Annotated in this window: 18 protein-coding genes and 1 pseudogene; 9 read left to right on the forward strand and 10 right to left on the reverse strand. The window is 60.0% G+C overall.

Features of this window, described 5'->3' with window-relative positions:
• Positions 1 to 92: 92 nt before the first annotated feature.
• From AV929_RS07560 to AV929_RS22285, 6 genes are all read right to left on the reverse strand, one after another.
• Positions 93 to 917 carry a nucleoside phosphorylase gene (locus tag AV929_RS07560; protein ID WP_014040070.1) on the reverse strand — a complete coding sequence of 275 codons (825 nt, stop codon included), beginning with the start codon at positions 915 to 917 and terminating at the stop codon, positions 93 to 95.
• Positions 914 to 1,300: a cytidine deaminase gene (gene cdd / locus AV929_RS07565; protein WP_004962275.1), complete on the reverse strand. Its 387-nt coding sequence runs from the start codon at positions 1,298 to 1,300 to the stop codon at positions 914 to 916. Before cdd ends, AV929_RS07560 begins: the two co-directional genes overlap by 4 nt.
• A 71-nt stretch (positions 1,301 to 1,371) precedes the next feature.
• Positions 1,372 to 2,739, reverse strand: coding sequence for a phosphopentomutase/phosphoglucosamine mutase (locus AV929_RS07570; RefSeq protein ID WP_064287904.1), 1,368 nt, complete (start codon positions 2,737 to 2,739; stop codon positions 1,372 to 1,374).
• 44 nt (positions 2,740 to 2,783) lie between these two features.
• On the reverse strand, positions 2,784 to 3,584 hold the full coding sequence (locus AV929_RS07575) for an FkbM family methyltransferase (protein WP_064287905.1): 801 nt from the start codon (positions 3,582 to 3,584) through the stop codon (positions 2,784 to 2,786).
• Between the two features lie 201 nt (positions 3,585 to 3,785).
• Positions 3,786 to 4,499: an archaeal proteasome endopeptidase complex subunit beta gene (gene psmB / locus AV929_RS07580; protein ID WP_369802651.1), complete on the reverse strand. Its 714-nt coding sequence runs from the start codon at positions 4,497 to 4,499 to the stop codon at positions 3,786 to 3,788.
• A gap of 102 nt (positions 4,500 to 4,601) precedes the next feature.
• On the reverse strand, positions 4,602 to 4,772 hold the full coding sequence (locus AV929_RS22285) for a hypothetical protein (protein WP_004593118.1): 171 nt from the start codon (positions 4,770 to 4,772) through the stop codon (positions 4,602 to 4,604).
• Positions 4,773 to 5,045: 273 nt separating this feature from the next.
• On the opposite strand from AV929_RS22285, the gene AV929_RS07585 reads away from it, so the two are divergent.
• The 3 genes from AV929_RS07585 (at position 5,046) to AV929_RS07595 (ending at position 6,297) form a co-directional block, all read left to right on the forward strand.
• Positions 5,046 to 5,417: a DUF555 domain-containing protein gene (locus AV929_RS07585; protein WP_004515717.1), complete on the forward strand. Its 372-nt coding sequence runs from the start codon at positions 5,046 to 5,048 to the stop codon at positions 5,415 to 5,417.
• 71 nt (positions 5,418 to 5,488) lie between these two features.
• Positions 5,489 to 6,031, forward strand: a complete 543-nt coding sequence (locus AV929_RS07590; RefSeq protein ID WP_004515718.1) for a CBS domain-containing protein — start codon at positions 5,489 to 5,491, stop codon at positions 6,029 to 6,031.
• An 86-nt stretch (positions 6,032 to 6,117) separates the two neighbouring features.
• Entirely contained in the window at positions 6,118 to 6,297 is a 180-nt protein-coding gene (locus AV929_RS07595) for a hypothetical protein (protein ID WP_014040074.1), read from the forward strand.
• 27 nt (positions 6,298 to 6,324) lie between these two features.
• Here the strand turns inward: AV929_RS07595 and purM are convergent, their stop codons facing one another.
• From purM to AV929_RS07610, 3 genes are read right to left on the reverse strand one after another with little or no spacing between them, the layout of a single operon-like run.
• Positions 6,325 to 7,341, reverse strand: coding sequence for a phosphoribosylformylglycinamidine cyclo-ligase (purM, locus tag AV929_RS07600; RefSeq protein WP_064287906.1), 1,017 nt, complete (start codon positions 7,339 to 7,341; stop codon positions 6,325 to 6,327).
• Between the two features lie 60 nt (positions 7,342 to 7,401).
• Positions 7,402 to 8,076: a site-2 protease family protein gene (locus tag AV929_RS07605; protein ID WP_014040076.1), complete on the reverse strand. Its 675-nt coding sequence runs from the start codon at positions 8,074 to 8,076 to the stop codon at positions 7,402 to 7,404.
• A complete protein-coding gene (locus tag AV929_RS07610; RefSeq protein ID WP_050007622.1) occupies positions 8,076 to 9,605 on the reverse strand; it encodes a TraB/GumN family protein in 1,530 nt (509 codons plus the stop codon). Before AV929_RS07610 ends, AV929_RS07605 begins: the two co-directional genes overlap by 1 nt.
• Positions 9,606 to 9,852: 247 nt before the next feature.
• Here AV929_RS07610 and AV929_RS07615 point away from each other — a divergent pair, with 247 nt between their 5' ends.
• The 5 genes and pseudogenes from AV929_RS07615 to AV929_RS21835 all read left to right on the forward strand — a co-directional run bounded on the left by AV929_RS07615 (position 9,853) and on the right by AV929_RS21835 (position 12,690).
• Positions 9,853 to 10,128, forward strand: coding sequence for a PadR family transcriptional regulator (locus AV929_RS07615; protein WP_004515723.1), 276 nt, complete (start codon positions 9,853 to 9,855; stop codon positions 10,126 to 10,128).
• A 57-nt stretch (positions 10,129 to 10,185) separates the two neighbouring features.
• Positions 10,186 to 10,629 (forward strand): acyl-CoA thioesterase, encoded by a 444-nt coding sequence (locus tag AV929_RS07620; RefSeq protein WP_064287907.1) that lies wholly within the window; start codon positions 10,186 to 10,188, stop codon positions 10,627 to 10,629.
• A gap of 112 nt (positions 10,630 to 10,741) precedes the next feature.
• Positions 10,742 to 11,197: a hypothetical protein gene (locus tag AV929_RS07625; protein WP_064287908.1), complete on the forward strand. Its 456-nt coding sequence runs from the start codon at positions 10,742 to 10,744 to the stop codon at positions 11,195 to 11,197.
• Between the two features lie 295 nt (positions 11,198 to 11,492).
• Positions 11,493 to 11,597: pseudogene (locus AV929_RS21830) on the forward strand (IS1595 family transposase); the annotation flags it as partial.
• A gap of 409 nt (positions 11,598 to 12,006) precedes the next feature.
• Positions 12,007 to 12,690, forward strand: a complete 684-nt coding sequence (locus AV929_RS21835; protein WP_155120737.1) for a hypothetical protein — start codon at positions 12,007 to 12,009, stop codon at positions 12,688 to 12,690.
• A 6-nt stretch (positions 12,691 to 12,696) separates the two neighbouring features.
• Here AV929_RS21835 and AV929_RS07630 read toward each other — a convergent pair whose 3' ends face one another.
• Positions 12,697 to 13,554, reverse strand: a complete 858-nt coding sequence (locus tag AV929_RS07630; protein WP_155120738.1) for a hypothetical protein — start codon at positions 13,552 to 13,554, stop codon at positions 12,697 to 12,699.
• Positions 13,555 to 13,728: 174 nt separating this feature from the next.
• On the opposite strand from AV929_RS07630, the gene AV929_RS21840 reads away from it, so the two are divergent.
• Positions 13,729 to 14,307, forward strand: coding sequence for a hypothetical protein (locus AV929_RS21840; protein ID WP_155120739.1), 579 nt, complete (start codon positions 13,729 to 13,731; stop codon positions 14,305 to 14,307).
• Positions 14,308 to 14,625: the final 318 nt, after the last annotated feature.

A 14,625-nucleotide genomic window follows, 5' to 3' on the forward strand; every position in this document is an offset into this window, starting at 1 on the left:
GCGAGACGTGAAACCGCGCGCCGATGGCGCGCGGTATGCTGTTTCTACCGCACCGTGACCACTATCGCATTCGCTCGCGGCCCAGACTTGGACTAGCGGTCGATAGAGAGGCCGGCGTGCCACCCGTCGGCGTCGGCCTCCTCGACGGCCGCGTCCATCTCGGCGAGATAGGAGACGGCGAGGCTGGCGCATTTCGCTGCCTTGCGCTCGCCTTCGGTTCGGAACTCGCCGGTGACGCGGTTGGCGTACACCGTACAGACAGCGCCGGCCCGCAGGCCGTACAGGTTCGCGAGCGTGAGAATCGTCGCGGCCTCCATCTCGAAGTTGAGGACGCCGGCCTCTTGAAGCGCCGCGATGCGTTCGTCGCTGCCGCTGGCCTCGAAGTCCTCGAACCCCGGGCGTGACTGCCCGGCGTAGAAACTATCCGTCGAGCAGGTGACGCCGAGGTGGTAGTCGTAGCCGAGTTCCTCGGCGGCGGCGACGAGTGCCGAAACGATCCGATGGTCGGCGCTGGCGGGATAGTCCTCGCGGACGTACTCCTTGCTGGTCCCCTCCTGCCGTACTGCGCCGGTCGTGATGACGAGGTCGCCGATGCTGGCTTCCTCCTGAATTGCGCCACAGGATCCAACCCGAATAAAGGAGTCAGCGCCGACGCGGGCCAGTTCTTCGAGCGCGATTGCGGCCGACGGGCCGCCGATACCCGTCGAGGTCACAGAGATGGGCGTGCCGTCGTGAGTGCCCGTTGCCGTGCGGTACTCGCGGTGCTCGGCGACGATGTCGTGGTCGTCCCAGTAGTCGACGACCTTTTCGACGCGTTCCGGGTTCCCCGGCAGCAGGACGCTGTCGGCCACGTCGGCCTCGCTCACTTCCAGATGGTACTGTACGTCGTCGTTCGGGTCTTCACTATCGCTTGTCATTTGTCGAGATGGTCGCTGGTGATTGTTGTCGGCAGGAGCTCCCCGAGCTCGTACACCGTCGGCTCGTCGCCGTCGGTGATGATCTCGAACGACTCGTCACAGAACTCGCTGAACGTCTGTCGGCACATCCCACAGGGAGTGACGCCGTCGCGCTTGCCAGAGGTGACGGCGACGCGTTCGAATGACCGGTGGCCGTCGCTGACAGCCGCGCCGATGGCTACTTCTTCGGCGTGCAGGCTGTTGCTATAGTTGGCGTTCTCGATGTTACAGCCGGTGTAGACGCTGCCGTCGCTCGTTTCGAGCGCCGCACCGACGGTGTACTCAGAGTACGGTGCGTACGCCTCGTCGATGGCGTCTCTCGCTGCGTCGAGGAGGTCCTCCATGCACTGGGCGTCGAAGGGCCGTGTAGAAATTCTATCGGTCTCGGAAGCGGGCGGGCGTGCCTGCTTCGGGTTCAGGCGTCGGCTGCACTGACAGCGTCAACAGCGTCACGGACCGCCTGTGTGGTTTCCGAGACCAGCGCGTCGATGTCGTCGCTCTCGGCGTAGACGCGGACGTACGGCTCGGTGCCGCTCGGGCGAACGAGGGTCCACGACCCGTCGTCGAAGGAGAGCCGGACGCCGTACTCCGTGGAGACGTCGGCCTCGGGGAACGCGTCCGGCAGGTCGGATTCCAGTCGCTCCATCGTTTCGGCTTTGGCGTCGTCGGGGCACTCCACACTTACTTTCTCATAGGGTCGCTCGGAGATGACGGCCCGCCTGTCGCCCACACTCTCTCCGGCGAACAGGCGCGTCAGCACGGCTGCGCTAGCAACGCCGTCGATCCAGCCCCCGAAGGCGGTGTGGATATGCTTCCAGGGTTCGGCGGCGAAGACGACTTCGGTTTCGTCGGTCGCATTCGCACGAACGTCGGCGATGCCGACGTGGAGCGAACCGAGGTGGATGCGCTCGACGCGGCCGCCGGCGGCCTCGACACGCTCGTCGATACGCCCGGAGGCGTTGGGCGTCGTCACGACCACCGGGTCCGAAACGTCAGCGGCACGCGTATAGTGCTCGGCGAGCATCGCGAGTATCGTGTCCTCGTGGATGACATCGCCGTCGGCGTCGACGACGACGATTCGGTCGGCGTCGCCGTCGTGGCCGAACCCGAAGTCAGCGTCGGATTCGGCGACGAACTCGCGGAAGTCGGCCAGCGTCTCCGGCGTCGGCTTGCTCTCGCGGCCAGGGAAGGTACCGTCGACGTTCGCCTCCGTCGCCAGCACGTCGGCACCCAGTTCCCGGAGGACCTGCGGCGTCGCCACGCTGGCCATGCCGTTCCCGCAGTCGACGGCGACTGTCAGCCCCGACGGGTCGCCGCCGAGCGACTCGGCGTAGTCGGCGACAGCACCTCGGTACTCGTCGAGGTAGTCGACCGATTCTGTGTCGCCCCAGTCGCGCCAGGCAGTCGGCGTCGAACCGTCCTCGATTCGCCCTTCGATGCGCGTTTCGTCGTCGTCGCCGTACTCGGTGCCGTCGGCGAACACCTTGATGCCGTTGTCCGTCGGCGGGTTGTGGCTCGCGGTAATCATCACGCCGTGGCGGCCCTGTGAGGCATACGCCAGTGCCGGCGTCGGCACGCGGCCGACTCTGACGACTCGCGCGCCGGCGCTTTGCAGTCCCGCGGCCATCGCATCAGCGAGCGCTGGCGAGGTCACACGACCGTCGTACCCCAGCACGAACGTCTCGCCGTCCTGCCCAGTCGCCTGTCCAACTCGCAGTGCAAGGTCCGGCGTCACCTTCGATACGACATCACCGCGGATGCCCGCGGTCCCGAACAGTTTCATACCGGCGATGCGGAAGCCGACCGTATAATTCTCTCGTTCGGACCTCACTTCTTCCCGATGAGGAATGTGTCGCCCTTGCCGTCGCGGACGACCCGTTCAGTCACAGCAAAGCCATGTCCCTCCAGCTGGCTCCGGATACCAGCCACGGAGTGGCCGCTGGCCTGAAGCCGGTCTTCGTGGACCTCACAGTAGACGAGGCGACACGACGGCTGGTTGAGTGTCGCCGAGAGACCATTGAGCACAGCGCCCTCCGTCCCTTCGACGTCGACTTTGATGGCAGTTGGTGCCGGCAGTTGGTTGTCGGCGATGAACTCGTCGCCGTGTCGCTTGCTAATTGTGATTGTCCCGTGCTCTTTGGCTGTCGTCACCAGCGAGTGCCCGGCTGAACCGACTTTTTCGAGCGTAATGGAGAGTTCGGCCTTACCGTCTTCATCAACCAGCGCGTGTTCGAACAGGGAGATATCGGCGCGGTTGTGCTGCATGTTCTGTCGCAAACGCTCGGCGTTGTCGGGATGTGGTTCGAACGCGATGACCGGGTTGTCGGTCACCTGCGATGCCAGACAGGCGTACAGGCCGATATTGGCCCCGATATCGTAGAACACGTCGTCGGGCCGGAGTTCCCCCAGTAGATCGGCGAGTACCGGCCGTTCGTCTATTTTCCAGAGGTCAGTAAACTCGTTGTAGGTTGGTATCAGAAACTCTGTGCTGACATCACCGACCGTGACCGCGTACGTGTCCCCGGCGAGGCGGTAAGAGAGAGACCGATAGCTGCCGTAAGCGTAATCGAGAGTTTTCCGGAATCCGAAACGAGACGCCATCTGAACGACGATATCGGAATATATCATTGGAGAACACAATTCAGGCATGTTACGTATGCCTGTCGAATCAAGGTCGCTTGATTCGAGATATGCACACGCTCTTTTCAGACGGCGGTACCTCGGGCCACAGTTGCCCGTACCAGGGGTTCGAGCGCGCTCTTACGGAAGCCAGTCTCGGCATAAAAAACGGGTCCGATATCCGGGAAACAGCCCGTGTAACGCTTGTTGCTACAGCAGTTCGTCGAAGTCGTAGCCGTTGATGTCGACACCCTCGCTCGTGACATCAGCCAAGAAGATGCCGTTGCCGGACCCGGTGTCACGCTCGGCGGCGGCGTTAATCGAGGCGGCAGCGACTTCCTTGGCCTCTTCGTTGGTCATGTCTTCCTCGTAGCGGTCTTCGAGGGTCCCGTACGCGACGGTGAGCCCGGAGCCGGTGACGGTGTAGTCGTCCTTCATGACGCCGCCGGCCGGGTCGATGGAGTAGACGTGGTGGCCGTCGTCGTCGACGCCACCGAGGATAGGGTTGATGGCGAAGAAGGGGCCGCCCCGGGCGAAGTTGCCGGCCAGCGTCGAGAGGGCCTTCATGCTGATGTCCTCGCCGCGTCGTGCTTCATAGAGGTTGACCTCGGCGCGGAGCGTCCGGATGAACGACTGTGCGCCGCCGACGCTGCCGACGAGTGTCAGCGCCGCAGTGGGGTGAATCTGCTCGACCTTCTGGACGTTCTTGTTCGAGACGAAGCGACCACCGAGCGAGGCGCGCATGTCAGTCGCGATGACGACGCCCTCGGACGTGCTGATGCCGATGGTGGTCGTCCCGGTCTTGTTCACCTTCTCCGAATCCTGTGCGGACTGTTCGGGGAGCTCGCCGACTTCGGGCGCGTACGGGTCGCTCTGGAACTCGTCAGCAGCCTGGGGTCCAGAAAGCTCCGGCCCCGGAGTCATATCTCGCATTACTGTGCGATACTAGTCGGGCGCTGATAAAACCTCTTTTCCTAGTGGGGCCTGACCGCCACCGTCCGGCCAGGCGGCTATCGGCTGCCCGCGTTACGCGCTCGCCTGGTCGTAGGCCTCGTTGAGTCCCGACACGGCCCGGTCCATCGGCAGTCGGAGACCGAACTGCTCCGTGAGCATCGCCACCGGCAGCAGCATGATGCCCAGCAGCAGGGTGAGTTGATACAGTGCGAACAGCGTTGCGGTGTACAGTCGAGCTACCATCTTCCTCGGTCGTTCCAGAGTGAGTCTGGTATATAAGTCTTGTCGCCGGATTTCAGTTACGGACTATCGATTGTGAAGAACTACTGGCCCGCTGTCTTGCGGTTTGCTGAAATGCCTGAGAAAACGGACGACTACCCGAACGACTCCCCGATCAGACATAATGGGAACGTGAGTCAGAGGGCTGGTTCGCATAAGTTATAGAGATAGTAATGGTGACGTGCGCAACAGAAGCGAATCAAAACTATCGAATAGTCGGGCCACGAGAGCTAGTGTATGAACTACCTCGTGGCGATGGAAGCAGCCTGGCTGGTTCGTGACGTAGACGACATCGACGACGCTATCGGTGTCGCAGTGAGTGAAGCGGGGAAGCGGCTCAACGAGGCCGAGATGGACTACGTCGAGGTCGAGGTCGGCGCGACCGGCTGCCCGGCCTGTGGCGAACCGTTCGACTCGGCGTTTATCGCGGCCGACACGGCGCTTGTCGGACTGGTGCTCGAAATGGACGTGTTCAACGCCGAATCCCCCGAACACGCCCAGCGGATCGCCAAGAGCGAGATCGGTGGCGCACTCCGGGATGTCCCGCTGAAAGTCGTCGAGGTCTTCGAGACCGAAGCCGACGAGGACGAAGCCGAAGCCGAAGCATAATCGGCGCTCCACTTGATTCGCCCGCCGCAGTAGCCGTGGGCTTTTTATATTACCTCTGGTAATTAGCGGATATGGACTTACCGACGCCACAGGACCTGCGGGAGCGCCGCAACGAACTCGGGCTGACCCAGAGCGAACTGGCGGAGCGGGCTGACGTCTCTCAGCCCCTTATCGCTCGTATCGAAGGCGGTGACGTGGACCCGCGGCTGTCGACACTCCGCCGGATCGTGACTGCACTGGAAGAGGCCGAGGGCGGCATCATCAAGGCCCGCGACCTGATGAACTCTCCCGTCGTTGGCGTCGCGCCCGACGATTCCGTTCACCAGACGAAAGACCTGATGGACGAGAAAGGATACTCGCAGGTCCCCGTCATCCGGGACGGGGCACCGCAGGGACTCATCGGGAACTCCGACATCCGCCAGCGGCCCGAAGAGAACGTCGGCGACCTTCCGGTGGCTGAAGTGATGAACGAATCTATCGCGACCGTCGAGCCCGACGCACCCATCGACGAAGTCGATGCTTACCTGAACCACAATGCCGCCGTGATGGTCGTCGAAGGCGGGGAAACTATCGGTGTCATAACCGAAGCGGACATCGCGCGTACGGTCAGCTAACTCCGATTCTCAGATGCGCGAACCGCGATAGTGACTCCGTAATGCCCGTAGGAGGGGCTTAAAACCGAAAACGGTGTCAGGGGTATATGTCTATTCTCACCAATGAGAGACGTATCGACATGCCCAATCCCAGCGACCCACTGTATGCCGAACTCGAAAAGGCCCTCGAGAACGCTGAAAGCGAAGCGGCCAGATACCACATCCGGCAGGCACTCCAGATACGGATCGCGGAGGAGACCGCCGGCAAAGACATCTTGTCCGCCTGATCGGTTTCTGTCAGCTCTTCGAACCGCTCAGTCGGTGAGTTCGAGCCCGTGAATCGCGACCGCCTCGTCTCCGTCAGCTACCGTCCCAATCACGCGAGCGTCCTCGCTTTTCTCGACGATCTCGTCGGCGTCAGCTTCGGGGACTGCGGCGACGAACCCAGTACCCATATTGAACGTCCGGTGCATCTCTTCGTCGGTTACCTCGCCTTCCGCCTGAACGAACTCGAAGACGGGCTGGGCCTCGAAGGGGTCCGTGATCTCGTACCGGTGACTCCCCATCCGCGTGAGGTTCGTCCAGCCGCCGCCAGTGACGTGGGCGGCCGCGTGCGTCTCGTTGGCTCGGAGCGGCTCCAGTACCTCACTGTAAATCCGTGTCGGCGTCAACAGTTCCTCGGCGATGGTTCTGTCGGGGTTCGGCGGGAACGGGTCGGTGTACTCGTGGTCCTGCGTGACCGCCTCGCGTGCGAGCGTGAGGCCGTTGGAGTGGATGCCGGAGGACGGCCAGCCGACGATGGCGTCGCCGGGTTCGGCCTCGCCGGGGAAGACGGCGTCTTTCGGTGCCAGTCCGGCGCAGGTGCCGGCGATGTCCAGCCCCTTGATGACGTCCGGCATCACGGCAGTTTCGCCGCCCACGAGCGCCACGCCGGCCCGCTCGGCCCCCGTCCGGAGCCCCGCGCCGATGTCCTCGCTCGTCTCCTCGTCCGGCGTCTCGACTGCGAGGTAGTCGACGAACGCCACCGGCTCGACGCCGGTCGCGATGAGGTCGTTGGCGTTCATCGCGATGCAGTCGATACCGATAGTCGAGTAGTCGTCGACGGCCTCGGCGACGAGGAGCTTGGTGCCGACCCCGTCCGTCGCGAGCGCGAGGTACTGGTCGCCGATGTCGACGAGCCCCGCGTAGTCGCCCTCGAACTCGCCGGCCGCGCCGATAAGCGCCTTCGTTGCCGCCTCGCTGGCGTCGATATCCACGCCCGTCTCCGCGTAGGTCAGCCCATCCGCGTCTTCCTCGTCCGTGTCGTCGGTCTCGGGTTCACCGTCGGTCATACCCGAGAGCGTGCGTGGCGCGGGCAAAAGAGCGTCGTTCCGGCGGAGCGTTGCGCCCGCTCAGAGAACGAACAGCGCGCCGACTCCGAGCAGAATCGACGGAACCGCCACGGCGAGAAACACCGGTGTGCTCCATTCCCGGACCGTTCGGCCGTCGAGCGGACCGAACGGCAGCATGTTGAAGCCGGCGAGCAGGAGATTGATCTGCAGGCCCATCCGCGCGACCTCCCAGAGGAAGCCGCCCGTACTCGACAGGAGCGCCGCGACGAACGGCACGAGGAACACGACGGCGAGCGCGAGGTTCGTTACCGGTCCGGCGACGGCGATGAGGCCGTGTTGCTTCGCCGTGAGACGGCCACGATGAACGACCGCGCCCGGCGCGGCGAACAGGAAGCCGACGAGGCCGCCCAGGACTGCGAACCCGAGCATCCGGTAGTCGGCCTTGAACGCGGCGATCTGACCGAAGCGGACGGCGACGACCTTGTGGGCCAGTTCGTGCAACAGGAAGCCGACGCCGACGGTCAGCAGACTGACGGCGAACGTGCTGGCGATTTCGGCCGTCGACAGCCCGCCGAACTGGCCGAAGACGATGCGGCGGAACTCCCGTTCGAGGAAGAACGTAAACGCCAGTCCGAGCGCGAGCCAGGCGACGAGGAGGTCCCGGAGTTCGCGCTGGCTGAAACTGAGGCCGCCGACGGTCCGGCCTCCAGCGGTTCGCTGTCGGCGACCCGCCATCAGAGGACCCCCACGAGAATCTGCGTCCCTTCGCGGACGCCCTGCCAGAGCAGGCGCGAGACGCCCTGCATCCCGCCGATGTCCGACGAGATATACGGGATCAACACCGGGAAGACGACGTATGAGGCGATTGCGCTGCCGACGTTCGTCAGCGCGACGACGAGGATCAGCCGGAACAGCGGCACGTCGCGCATCTGGCTGACGAGGTCCATTACCGGCGACTCCTGGTCGTTGAGTATCTCGTTGAGCGTCGCGATATCGCTGATGTTGACGGAGATGTATCGCAGTTCGACGTAGCCCGCGAACCAGCCGGCGGCAAGCAGCGGAAACAGGCTCGTCAGCCAGCCGAACGCGCCGGCGGCGGCCGCACTCGACCAGTGTGCGCCGGCCACCTTCGCCAGTCCGCCGGCCAGTACGGCGTTGACGGCGACCAGCGCGACGAACAGCTCTAGCAGCACCGCCTGGCTCGCGCCACCGAGGATGAGCAGGCCGAAGAAGACGAGGAAGACGACGCCGAAGCCGTAGCCGACGAGCTTGTACAGTGAAAAGCGACGACCGCCTTCGGTTCCAGTGAGCGACTCCATCGGTGGGAGCGTCTCCGGGTCGTCGAGATAGCCCTGAATCCCCTCGCGGTGGCCGGCTCCGACAACGGCGAGGACGTGATAACCGGCCTCACGGAGGGCGATGAGCCGATGGGCGATGAACGCGTCGCGTTCGTCGATGAGCGCCTCCGCGCCGCCGGGGGAGAACTGACGGAACTCCTCCATCATCGCGCTGACGACATCAGTGTCGGTCAGTTTCTCCATGTCGAACTCCTCGACGTCGGCCTCACCGCGGAACCGGACCAACAGGGCGGCGATGGGAATCCCGATGCCGGCCGCGACGACACAGATGAGCAACAGCGTGTCGAGCAGGCCCTCGGCCGTCCCGCCAAGACCACCCGGCAAAACCGAAAGGGCACCGCTCGGAACGATGAACGGGCCACCGAAGGCCCCGGCGACGACCGCAAACAGCCCGCCGAAGACGGCACCGATGGTCAGCCCGACGGTCAACGGCGGCCCCATCTCGGCTGCGAGGCTGCCGACGAGCTTGAGTTTCTCGACGGCCGTCAGCCGCGCCCAGAACCGCTGGACGGTCGTCTGAATGTCTCGGTCGACGAGTGCGACGCCCAGACCGAGCCGTTCGGCGGTGTCGATACCCGCCTTCATGTCCGCACCCGGCTCGATGTCGAACCGGTCGCCCAGTCTGGTCTGGATGTACGACAGCATCCAGTACGCGAGGAACTGAAAGACGGTGTTCCCGCGAAGAAGATCGCTCGCATCGAGATCGTCAGGCGTTTCACCCTTGATCTGGCGATACCGGCCCTCGTCGAGTTCGACGGCGACGATATCGGGCTCGGATTCTTCGATCGCTGATTCCACTTCCTTGACGCTGTGCTCGGAGACGTGGGCGGTTCCGACGACATCGACGCGTCCCGCTCCTGACGGGTCCGGGAACTCGTCTGCCGCCGACTCCGCGTGTTCGGTCATCACCCGCGTTACACATTCGTTTCCTTTACCCTTGTCGGGTCCGGGTGACTGCCGAGAAACGGCGGTCGAAATCATGTTTGCGGCATTGTATGTTCCCGTTACGCGGCGAAGCTATTACCGACTCTCGTGTTAATACAGCCACAGATGCCGTGGTAACTACTGGACGGTGTCGGGGTTTGTAAATACGCAATAGATTTGCTAATTCAAAAGACTGATATGTACAGGGTCAAACTGTATCGGATATACGATGTATGACCTGACTGGATTCCAGCGGGACCTGCTGTACGTCATTGCAGGCCTTGACGAGCCCCACGGGTTAGCGATCAAGGAAGAACTCGAAAACTACTACGAGAGCGAAGTCAACCACGGCCGACTGTATCCGAACCTTGACACGCTCGTCGAAAAGGCGCTTATCGAGAAGGGCGAACGCGACCGCCGAACGAACTTTTACACGCTGACCAAGCGCGGCCAGCGCGAACTCGACGCCCGGAAAGAGTGGGAAGCGCAGTACGTTTCGGCATAGGTACGTTTTCGAGTCCCGTTCGACAGACTCAACCGGGGTGCTGGCCAACCTCGCGCCATGCCAACGGTATTGGATACCTATATCGAGAACCGCTGGATGGTCCAGCCCAACCACTCGAACCACCTGGGTTCGACTCACGGAGGGAACGTACTGAAATGGATGGACGAGCTCGGGGCGATGTCGGCGATGCGCTTTGCCGGCGAGACCTGTGTCACCGCGCGGATGGACCAGGTGAATTTCAAGCGGCCGATACCTGTCGGTGACACAGCGCTTATCGAGGCGTTCGTCTACGACACTGGCGAAACGAGTGTCAAAGTTCGGCTCAGAGTTGCCCGAGAAAACCTCAGAACCGGCGAGACCGAGTCGACAGCAGAGTCGTACTCGGTGTACGTCGCGGTCGACGAGGACAGGAACCCGGTTCCTGTTCCCGATGTGACGGCCGAAACCGACCGCGGTGAACAACTGCGACAGCGCGCCCTGAACGGGGAAGCAAAGCGCTGATACTATCGGTTGTAATCACGCGGGGCATATTGTCGCCTCGGAGCACTGAATACCGGGACGAAGGCACAGTCAACAGTATGAGCTTTATTCGGCTCCGCCGCATACCACGACTATGACACTCGATGTCGAGACGCCGGCGCGACCGGAACTATCTACCGGCGTCGCTGCCGAGGAGTACGACGACGCGGACGTACAGGGCGACGAATACCGGCGCGAGGAGCTCGCCCAGGCCCTCGACGACGGCGCGTGGGCGGACGCTTTCGAAGAGTGGGCTGCGGACGCGTCGCTCGATGCCGACCAGTGGGCAATCGTCACCGACCTGGGACTCATCGAGGAGTTCGATTTCTTCTGGGACTCGTTTGCGGGCCGTGTGGGTTACCACGCTCCGGGCTTGCCCGAGGACTGGCGCGAGCGGGAACTCCATCCGGACATCGACTCCTGGGGCACCGTTTCAGGCATCAACGCCGGATTGACTGAGTTCGGACAGGTCGTCTGTGAGGTGCTGGCCGACGAGTACATTGATTGGGAAGCTGAGGAGGTCGGTGCGGACGACCTCCCGGACTTTTGAGACTGGCTGTCACGCACCTCGGCACCACAGTGTGGCGAGTGTAGTGCCGCAAGCACAGTCCAAGCTGCGGTGACTGCACCTCTCGGTCGCGTCTACGCCGACAGCACGCTCTTTAGCACGAACGTCTCTTGCCGGTACCCGCAGGACCACGATACCAGCGTCCGTTCAGAGATTTGACCGCGTCCGCGGCCGCGTACCGTTCCGACAGGGGCGGTCCGTCAGTGCCACAGCCCGTCCGAGTCCAGTCGGCGATGCCGACCCGACCGCCGAGGACGAGCGCGCCCGCGATGGCAGTTTGGAGCTGGCCGCTCGTACCTACGGCTTTCTCCAACCACTGAACCTCACTGGGGTACCGATCCACGGTTTCGTAGATTGCATCGCCGTCGACGTGTTCCGCTAAATTACTAAGAGTGAGAGAGGAAGTTGGCTGAACATAGCTGAAATCGGGATTAGCGTCCTCAAGCGGTAGTGTCTCGACCGTCGGATCTATCACGCAGCGACCCTCCGAGCGGAGGTCGCTGCGTGGTAGAAACGACGAAGTGCAACTACTTGATCTATCGACTGGCGGTTCACCACTGACATCGCTTGGAGCAAGTTACAAATTCAGAATTGAAGCTACAATAGATTACAACCAGATGTTATGTTCGGAAAGTATTAATTTCTGAAGGGACATATACTCAATACCGATGGTACGGCTCAAGCAGTCAGAGTACACAGGATCGAACCGATGTATGCCATGTACGGTTGTCAATGGAACTATAGCCCTCATAATTAGTGGAATTATTGGAATCATTGCACCATCTGTCGGTGTGGGGGTGCTCCTCGCTTCCGCCGTTCTGATATATTTTCGTGGTTATCTGATTCCAGGGACACCAACACTAACCAAACAATATATGCCAAGTACTATTCTGCGACTGTTTGGAAAAGATCTCAAACAAGATGAAATAACCATCAGTACAAGCGATGATCAAGCAGAGCAACTGAACAACTTTGATATCGAAGAGTACCTAAACCAAGTCGGTGCCACTAAACAATGCGCAAACCGGGATGACTACTGTTTAACGGAAGAGTTTAGCCAGGAGTGGCAAAGCGAGATGACATCCCTACAAGAATGCGACAATCTGACTAATTTGATGCTTGAACGGCTTGCTGTAGATCAGCAAGCGGAAATAGTTGAACATAACGACACCCGTGTGCTGGTATTTGAGGATGAGCATATTGGGAAGTGGCCATCAGAAGCCGCGCTGCTAGCTGACACCGCTAGTGCAGCGGTACTTGCGGACCGTTCTGATCAGTGGTCTGGGTTCGACACGGCTCTGCGTGGTTACGTTGTCCGTTCGTTACGTCTCTTCTTAGACACCTGTCCGACTTCCAATAATCCCGTCAGTATCGCAGAAGAAACAGTTGAGTCCTGCTGTAGTACCCACGAAGTAATCGTCGTCAGCTGTTCAAAAAGTGGTGAGAAGTTGTTTGAGCAACCGACGCCTAAGTGAAAAGCACTAGTCCGCGAGTTGTTGTTTTGCCCACGTCGATACGTCAATCGAGATAAGAGGTCTGACACGCTTGCGACGTGATGCAGGGAGAATATCTAGGGCTGTATTAAGCTCCGTCCTTAGTTCTTTGAAGAGGGTCATTGCTTCCTCCTCAGGCAACAACTCCCAGGCATTCCAGGGATATGACTCTTCTCCGAATTGATAGCCATCTAGAAGCAATTGTTCGTGTTTGAAGTACAGGTTCCCGATAGTCTCATACCTGTTGACTAAAGCCGCGTCACCACCGGAGATGAGACCGCAAAGGCCGGTGACGGTGCTATATAGCAGTGCCTGTTTTTCAAGTAGGTCAAGGTACACCTCTGGACTCGGTTCGCTGACCAGTTCGTCTCTGAAACAGTCCACCATCTGGATTGCCTGTTCGGACCAATAGGCTGTAGTGTTTACTCCTATCCGTGTGAGGTATTTTGTTAGTGCAGGCATCAGATATTGAAGCGTCAGAAATACATTAGCTTCGCTACCGGCAGCGACATCGCCATCAATGATGTCATCTGTTATATCGTAGTACTCTTGCATTAGTATCGTGAACTTAAGAAGTGGGGCAAGGTGGTCATCATTGTCCTCCTGTGCAAGATACAATTGTTCCGCCAGATATGCAATCCGTCTGGTCGGACGGGCCTCTCGTTTCGGTAATGCATCGTTGGGTGAAAACGCGATAGCGGCAACTTGGGATGAAGCTGTCTCCGATGGTAGCTCTTCTGTTATTTCATCAGCAAACTGTCGAATCTTGTGATCAAAGGAATTATACATTTCGCTGAAATAATCAAGTTCTGCGTCGGAGAGTGTACTCGGTTTTCGCGCCAACATCTTATACATATATACAGAACTACTGAAATAAATCTCCTGAAATCTTGTTGATGACTGATGATTGGAGGAGTTACATATCTCCTAGATCACCGGTACATTACCTGTCATGGAAGTGTAATCGAAAATTTATTTAGTAATAGACACATCTGGTCAGATGGAGGCATGTCTGATAATATGGAAGAGACGGCGAGCGATACGACGATAAACCGCCGACGAGTGCTCCAAGGAATTGGTACAACTGGTGCTGCGACAGCTACAAGCGGGCTTGCAAGTGCGAACACCGGCCCGGAGTTTAGCGATGAAGAGGTTGCAGCTGCTAAAGATGGGTACCAGAGTCTAGATGCGGTCAAATCTGCTCTGTCAGAAGAAGAAGCCATGCTTGAAGCTCTTGCTGAAGAGGGAGTGATCAATTCGCCATCGGTGGATGCGCTGGGAATAAAGAGCCTCGGTATGCCCAATTCGGATGCAGATATGAATGTTACCATCTGGCCAGCAAAAGCTGATGGTAACACGGTCACCGAGATTACCGTTGATGGCGAACTCAACGGACTGTTTACCAGCCTTCGGACTCAGCCGAACACTAAGAATGCAATAGCATTTGTTGATCGTGATGCCATCTTTAGTGCAGGGTCTAGTGGCTGTGACGATGACTGTGACAACTGTGAATATACGTGTTACACTGTTAATAAAACATCTAAGTGTGACGGTAGTTACAGATCTGAGCCGGATTATTACTGTGATGATGGTTGGTGAATAATTGAAAGAGTAGGAACGTCAACGCTGCCTATTTGAGCGAGTTTGAGAGGTGAGGGGGTCATAGTGAACTCTATCCTGAAGCTCACTGATCTCCTCAACGAAACGTTAGATAAGGACAGACAAGACGTTTTGATGAACGAGTGCACCCCGATATCTGTCCGGCGGTTTGAGGTGCATCTCCACGTAGCGGGGCTGGCGATCAGGGAGACAGCCGCTATTTTAGACTTGCTGAGTTTTAACTGTGTTCACGGTGCTATCAGGAATTGGGTTCTACACTCGCTGAATCTCAGCATGTCCCACCGACAGCGAAGCCGT

Origin of the sequence: Haloarcula sp. K1 (genome assembly GCF_001647155.1) — an archaeon.
GTDB lineage: Archaea > Halobacteriota > Halobacteria > Halobacteriales > Haloarculaceae > Haloarcula > Haloarcula hispanica.

Coding starts and splice junctions, on each gene's coding strand:
- AV929_RS07560 (WP_014040070.1), bottom strand. CDS start 917: ATGACAAGCGATAGTGAAGACCCGAACGACGACGTACAGTACCATCTG.
- cdd (WP_004962275.1), bottom strand. CDS start 1,300: ATGGAGGACCTCCTCGACGCAGCGAGAGACGCCATCGACGAGGCGTAC.
- AV929_RS07570 (WP_064287904.1), bottom strand. CDS start 2,739: ATGAAACTGTTCGGGACCGCGGGCATCCGCGGTGATGTCGTATCGAAG.
- AV929_RS07575 (WP_064287905.1), bottom strand. CDS start 3,584: ATGATATATTCCGATATCGTCGTTCAGATGGCGTCTCGTTTCGGATTC.
- psmB (WP_369802651.1), bottom strand. CDS start 4,499: ATGACTCCGGGGCCGGAGCTTTCTGGACCCCAGGCTGCTGACGAGTTC.
- AV929_RS22285 (WP_004593118.1), bottom strand. CDS start 4,772: ATGGTAGCTCGACTGTACACCGCAACGCTGTTCGCACTGTATCAACTC.
- AV929_RS07585 (WP_004515717.1), top strand. CDS start 5,046: ATGAACTACCTCGTGGCGATGGAAGCAGCCTGGCTGGTTCGTGACGTA.
- AV929_RS07590 (WP_004515718.1), top strand. CDS start 5,489: ATGGACTTACCGACGCCACAGGACCTGCGGGAGCGCCGCAACGAACTC.
- AV929_RS07595 (WP_014040074.1), top strand. CDS start 6,118: ATGTCTATTCTCACCAATGAGAGACGTATCGACATGCCCAATCCCAGC.
- purM (WP_064287906.1), bottom strand. CDS start 7,341: ATGACCGACGGTGAACCCGAGACCGACGACACGGACGAGGAAGACGCG.
- AV929_RS07605 (WP_014040076.1), bottom strand. CDS start 8,076: ATGGCGGGTCGCCGACAGCGAACCGCTGGAGGCCGGACCGTCGGCGGC.
- AV929_RS07610 (WP_050007622.1), bottom strand. CDS start 9,605: ATGACCGAACACGCGGAGTCGGCGGCAGACGAGTTCCCGGACCCGTCA.
- AV929_RS07615 (WP_004515723.1), top strand. CDS start 9,853: ATGTATGACCTGACTGGATTCCAGCGGGACCTGCTGTACGTCATTGCA.
- AV929_RS07620 (WP_064287907.1), top strand. CDS start 10,186: ATGCCAACGGTATTGGATACCTATATCGAGAACCGCTGGATGGTCCAG.
- AV929_RS07625 (WP_064287908.1), top strand. CDS start 10,742: ATGACACTCGATGTCGAGACGCCGGCGCGACCGGAACTATCTACCGGC.
- AV929_RS07630 (WP_155120738.1), bottom strand. CDS start 13,554: ATGTTGGCGCGAAAACCGAGTACACTCTCCGACGCAGAACTTGATTAT.
- AV929_RS21840 (WP_155120739.1), top strand. CDS start 13,729: ATGGAAGAGACGGCGAGCGATACGACGATAAACCGCCGACGAGTGCTC.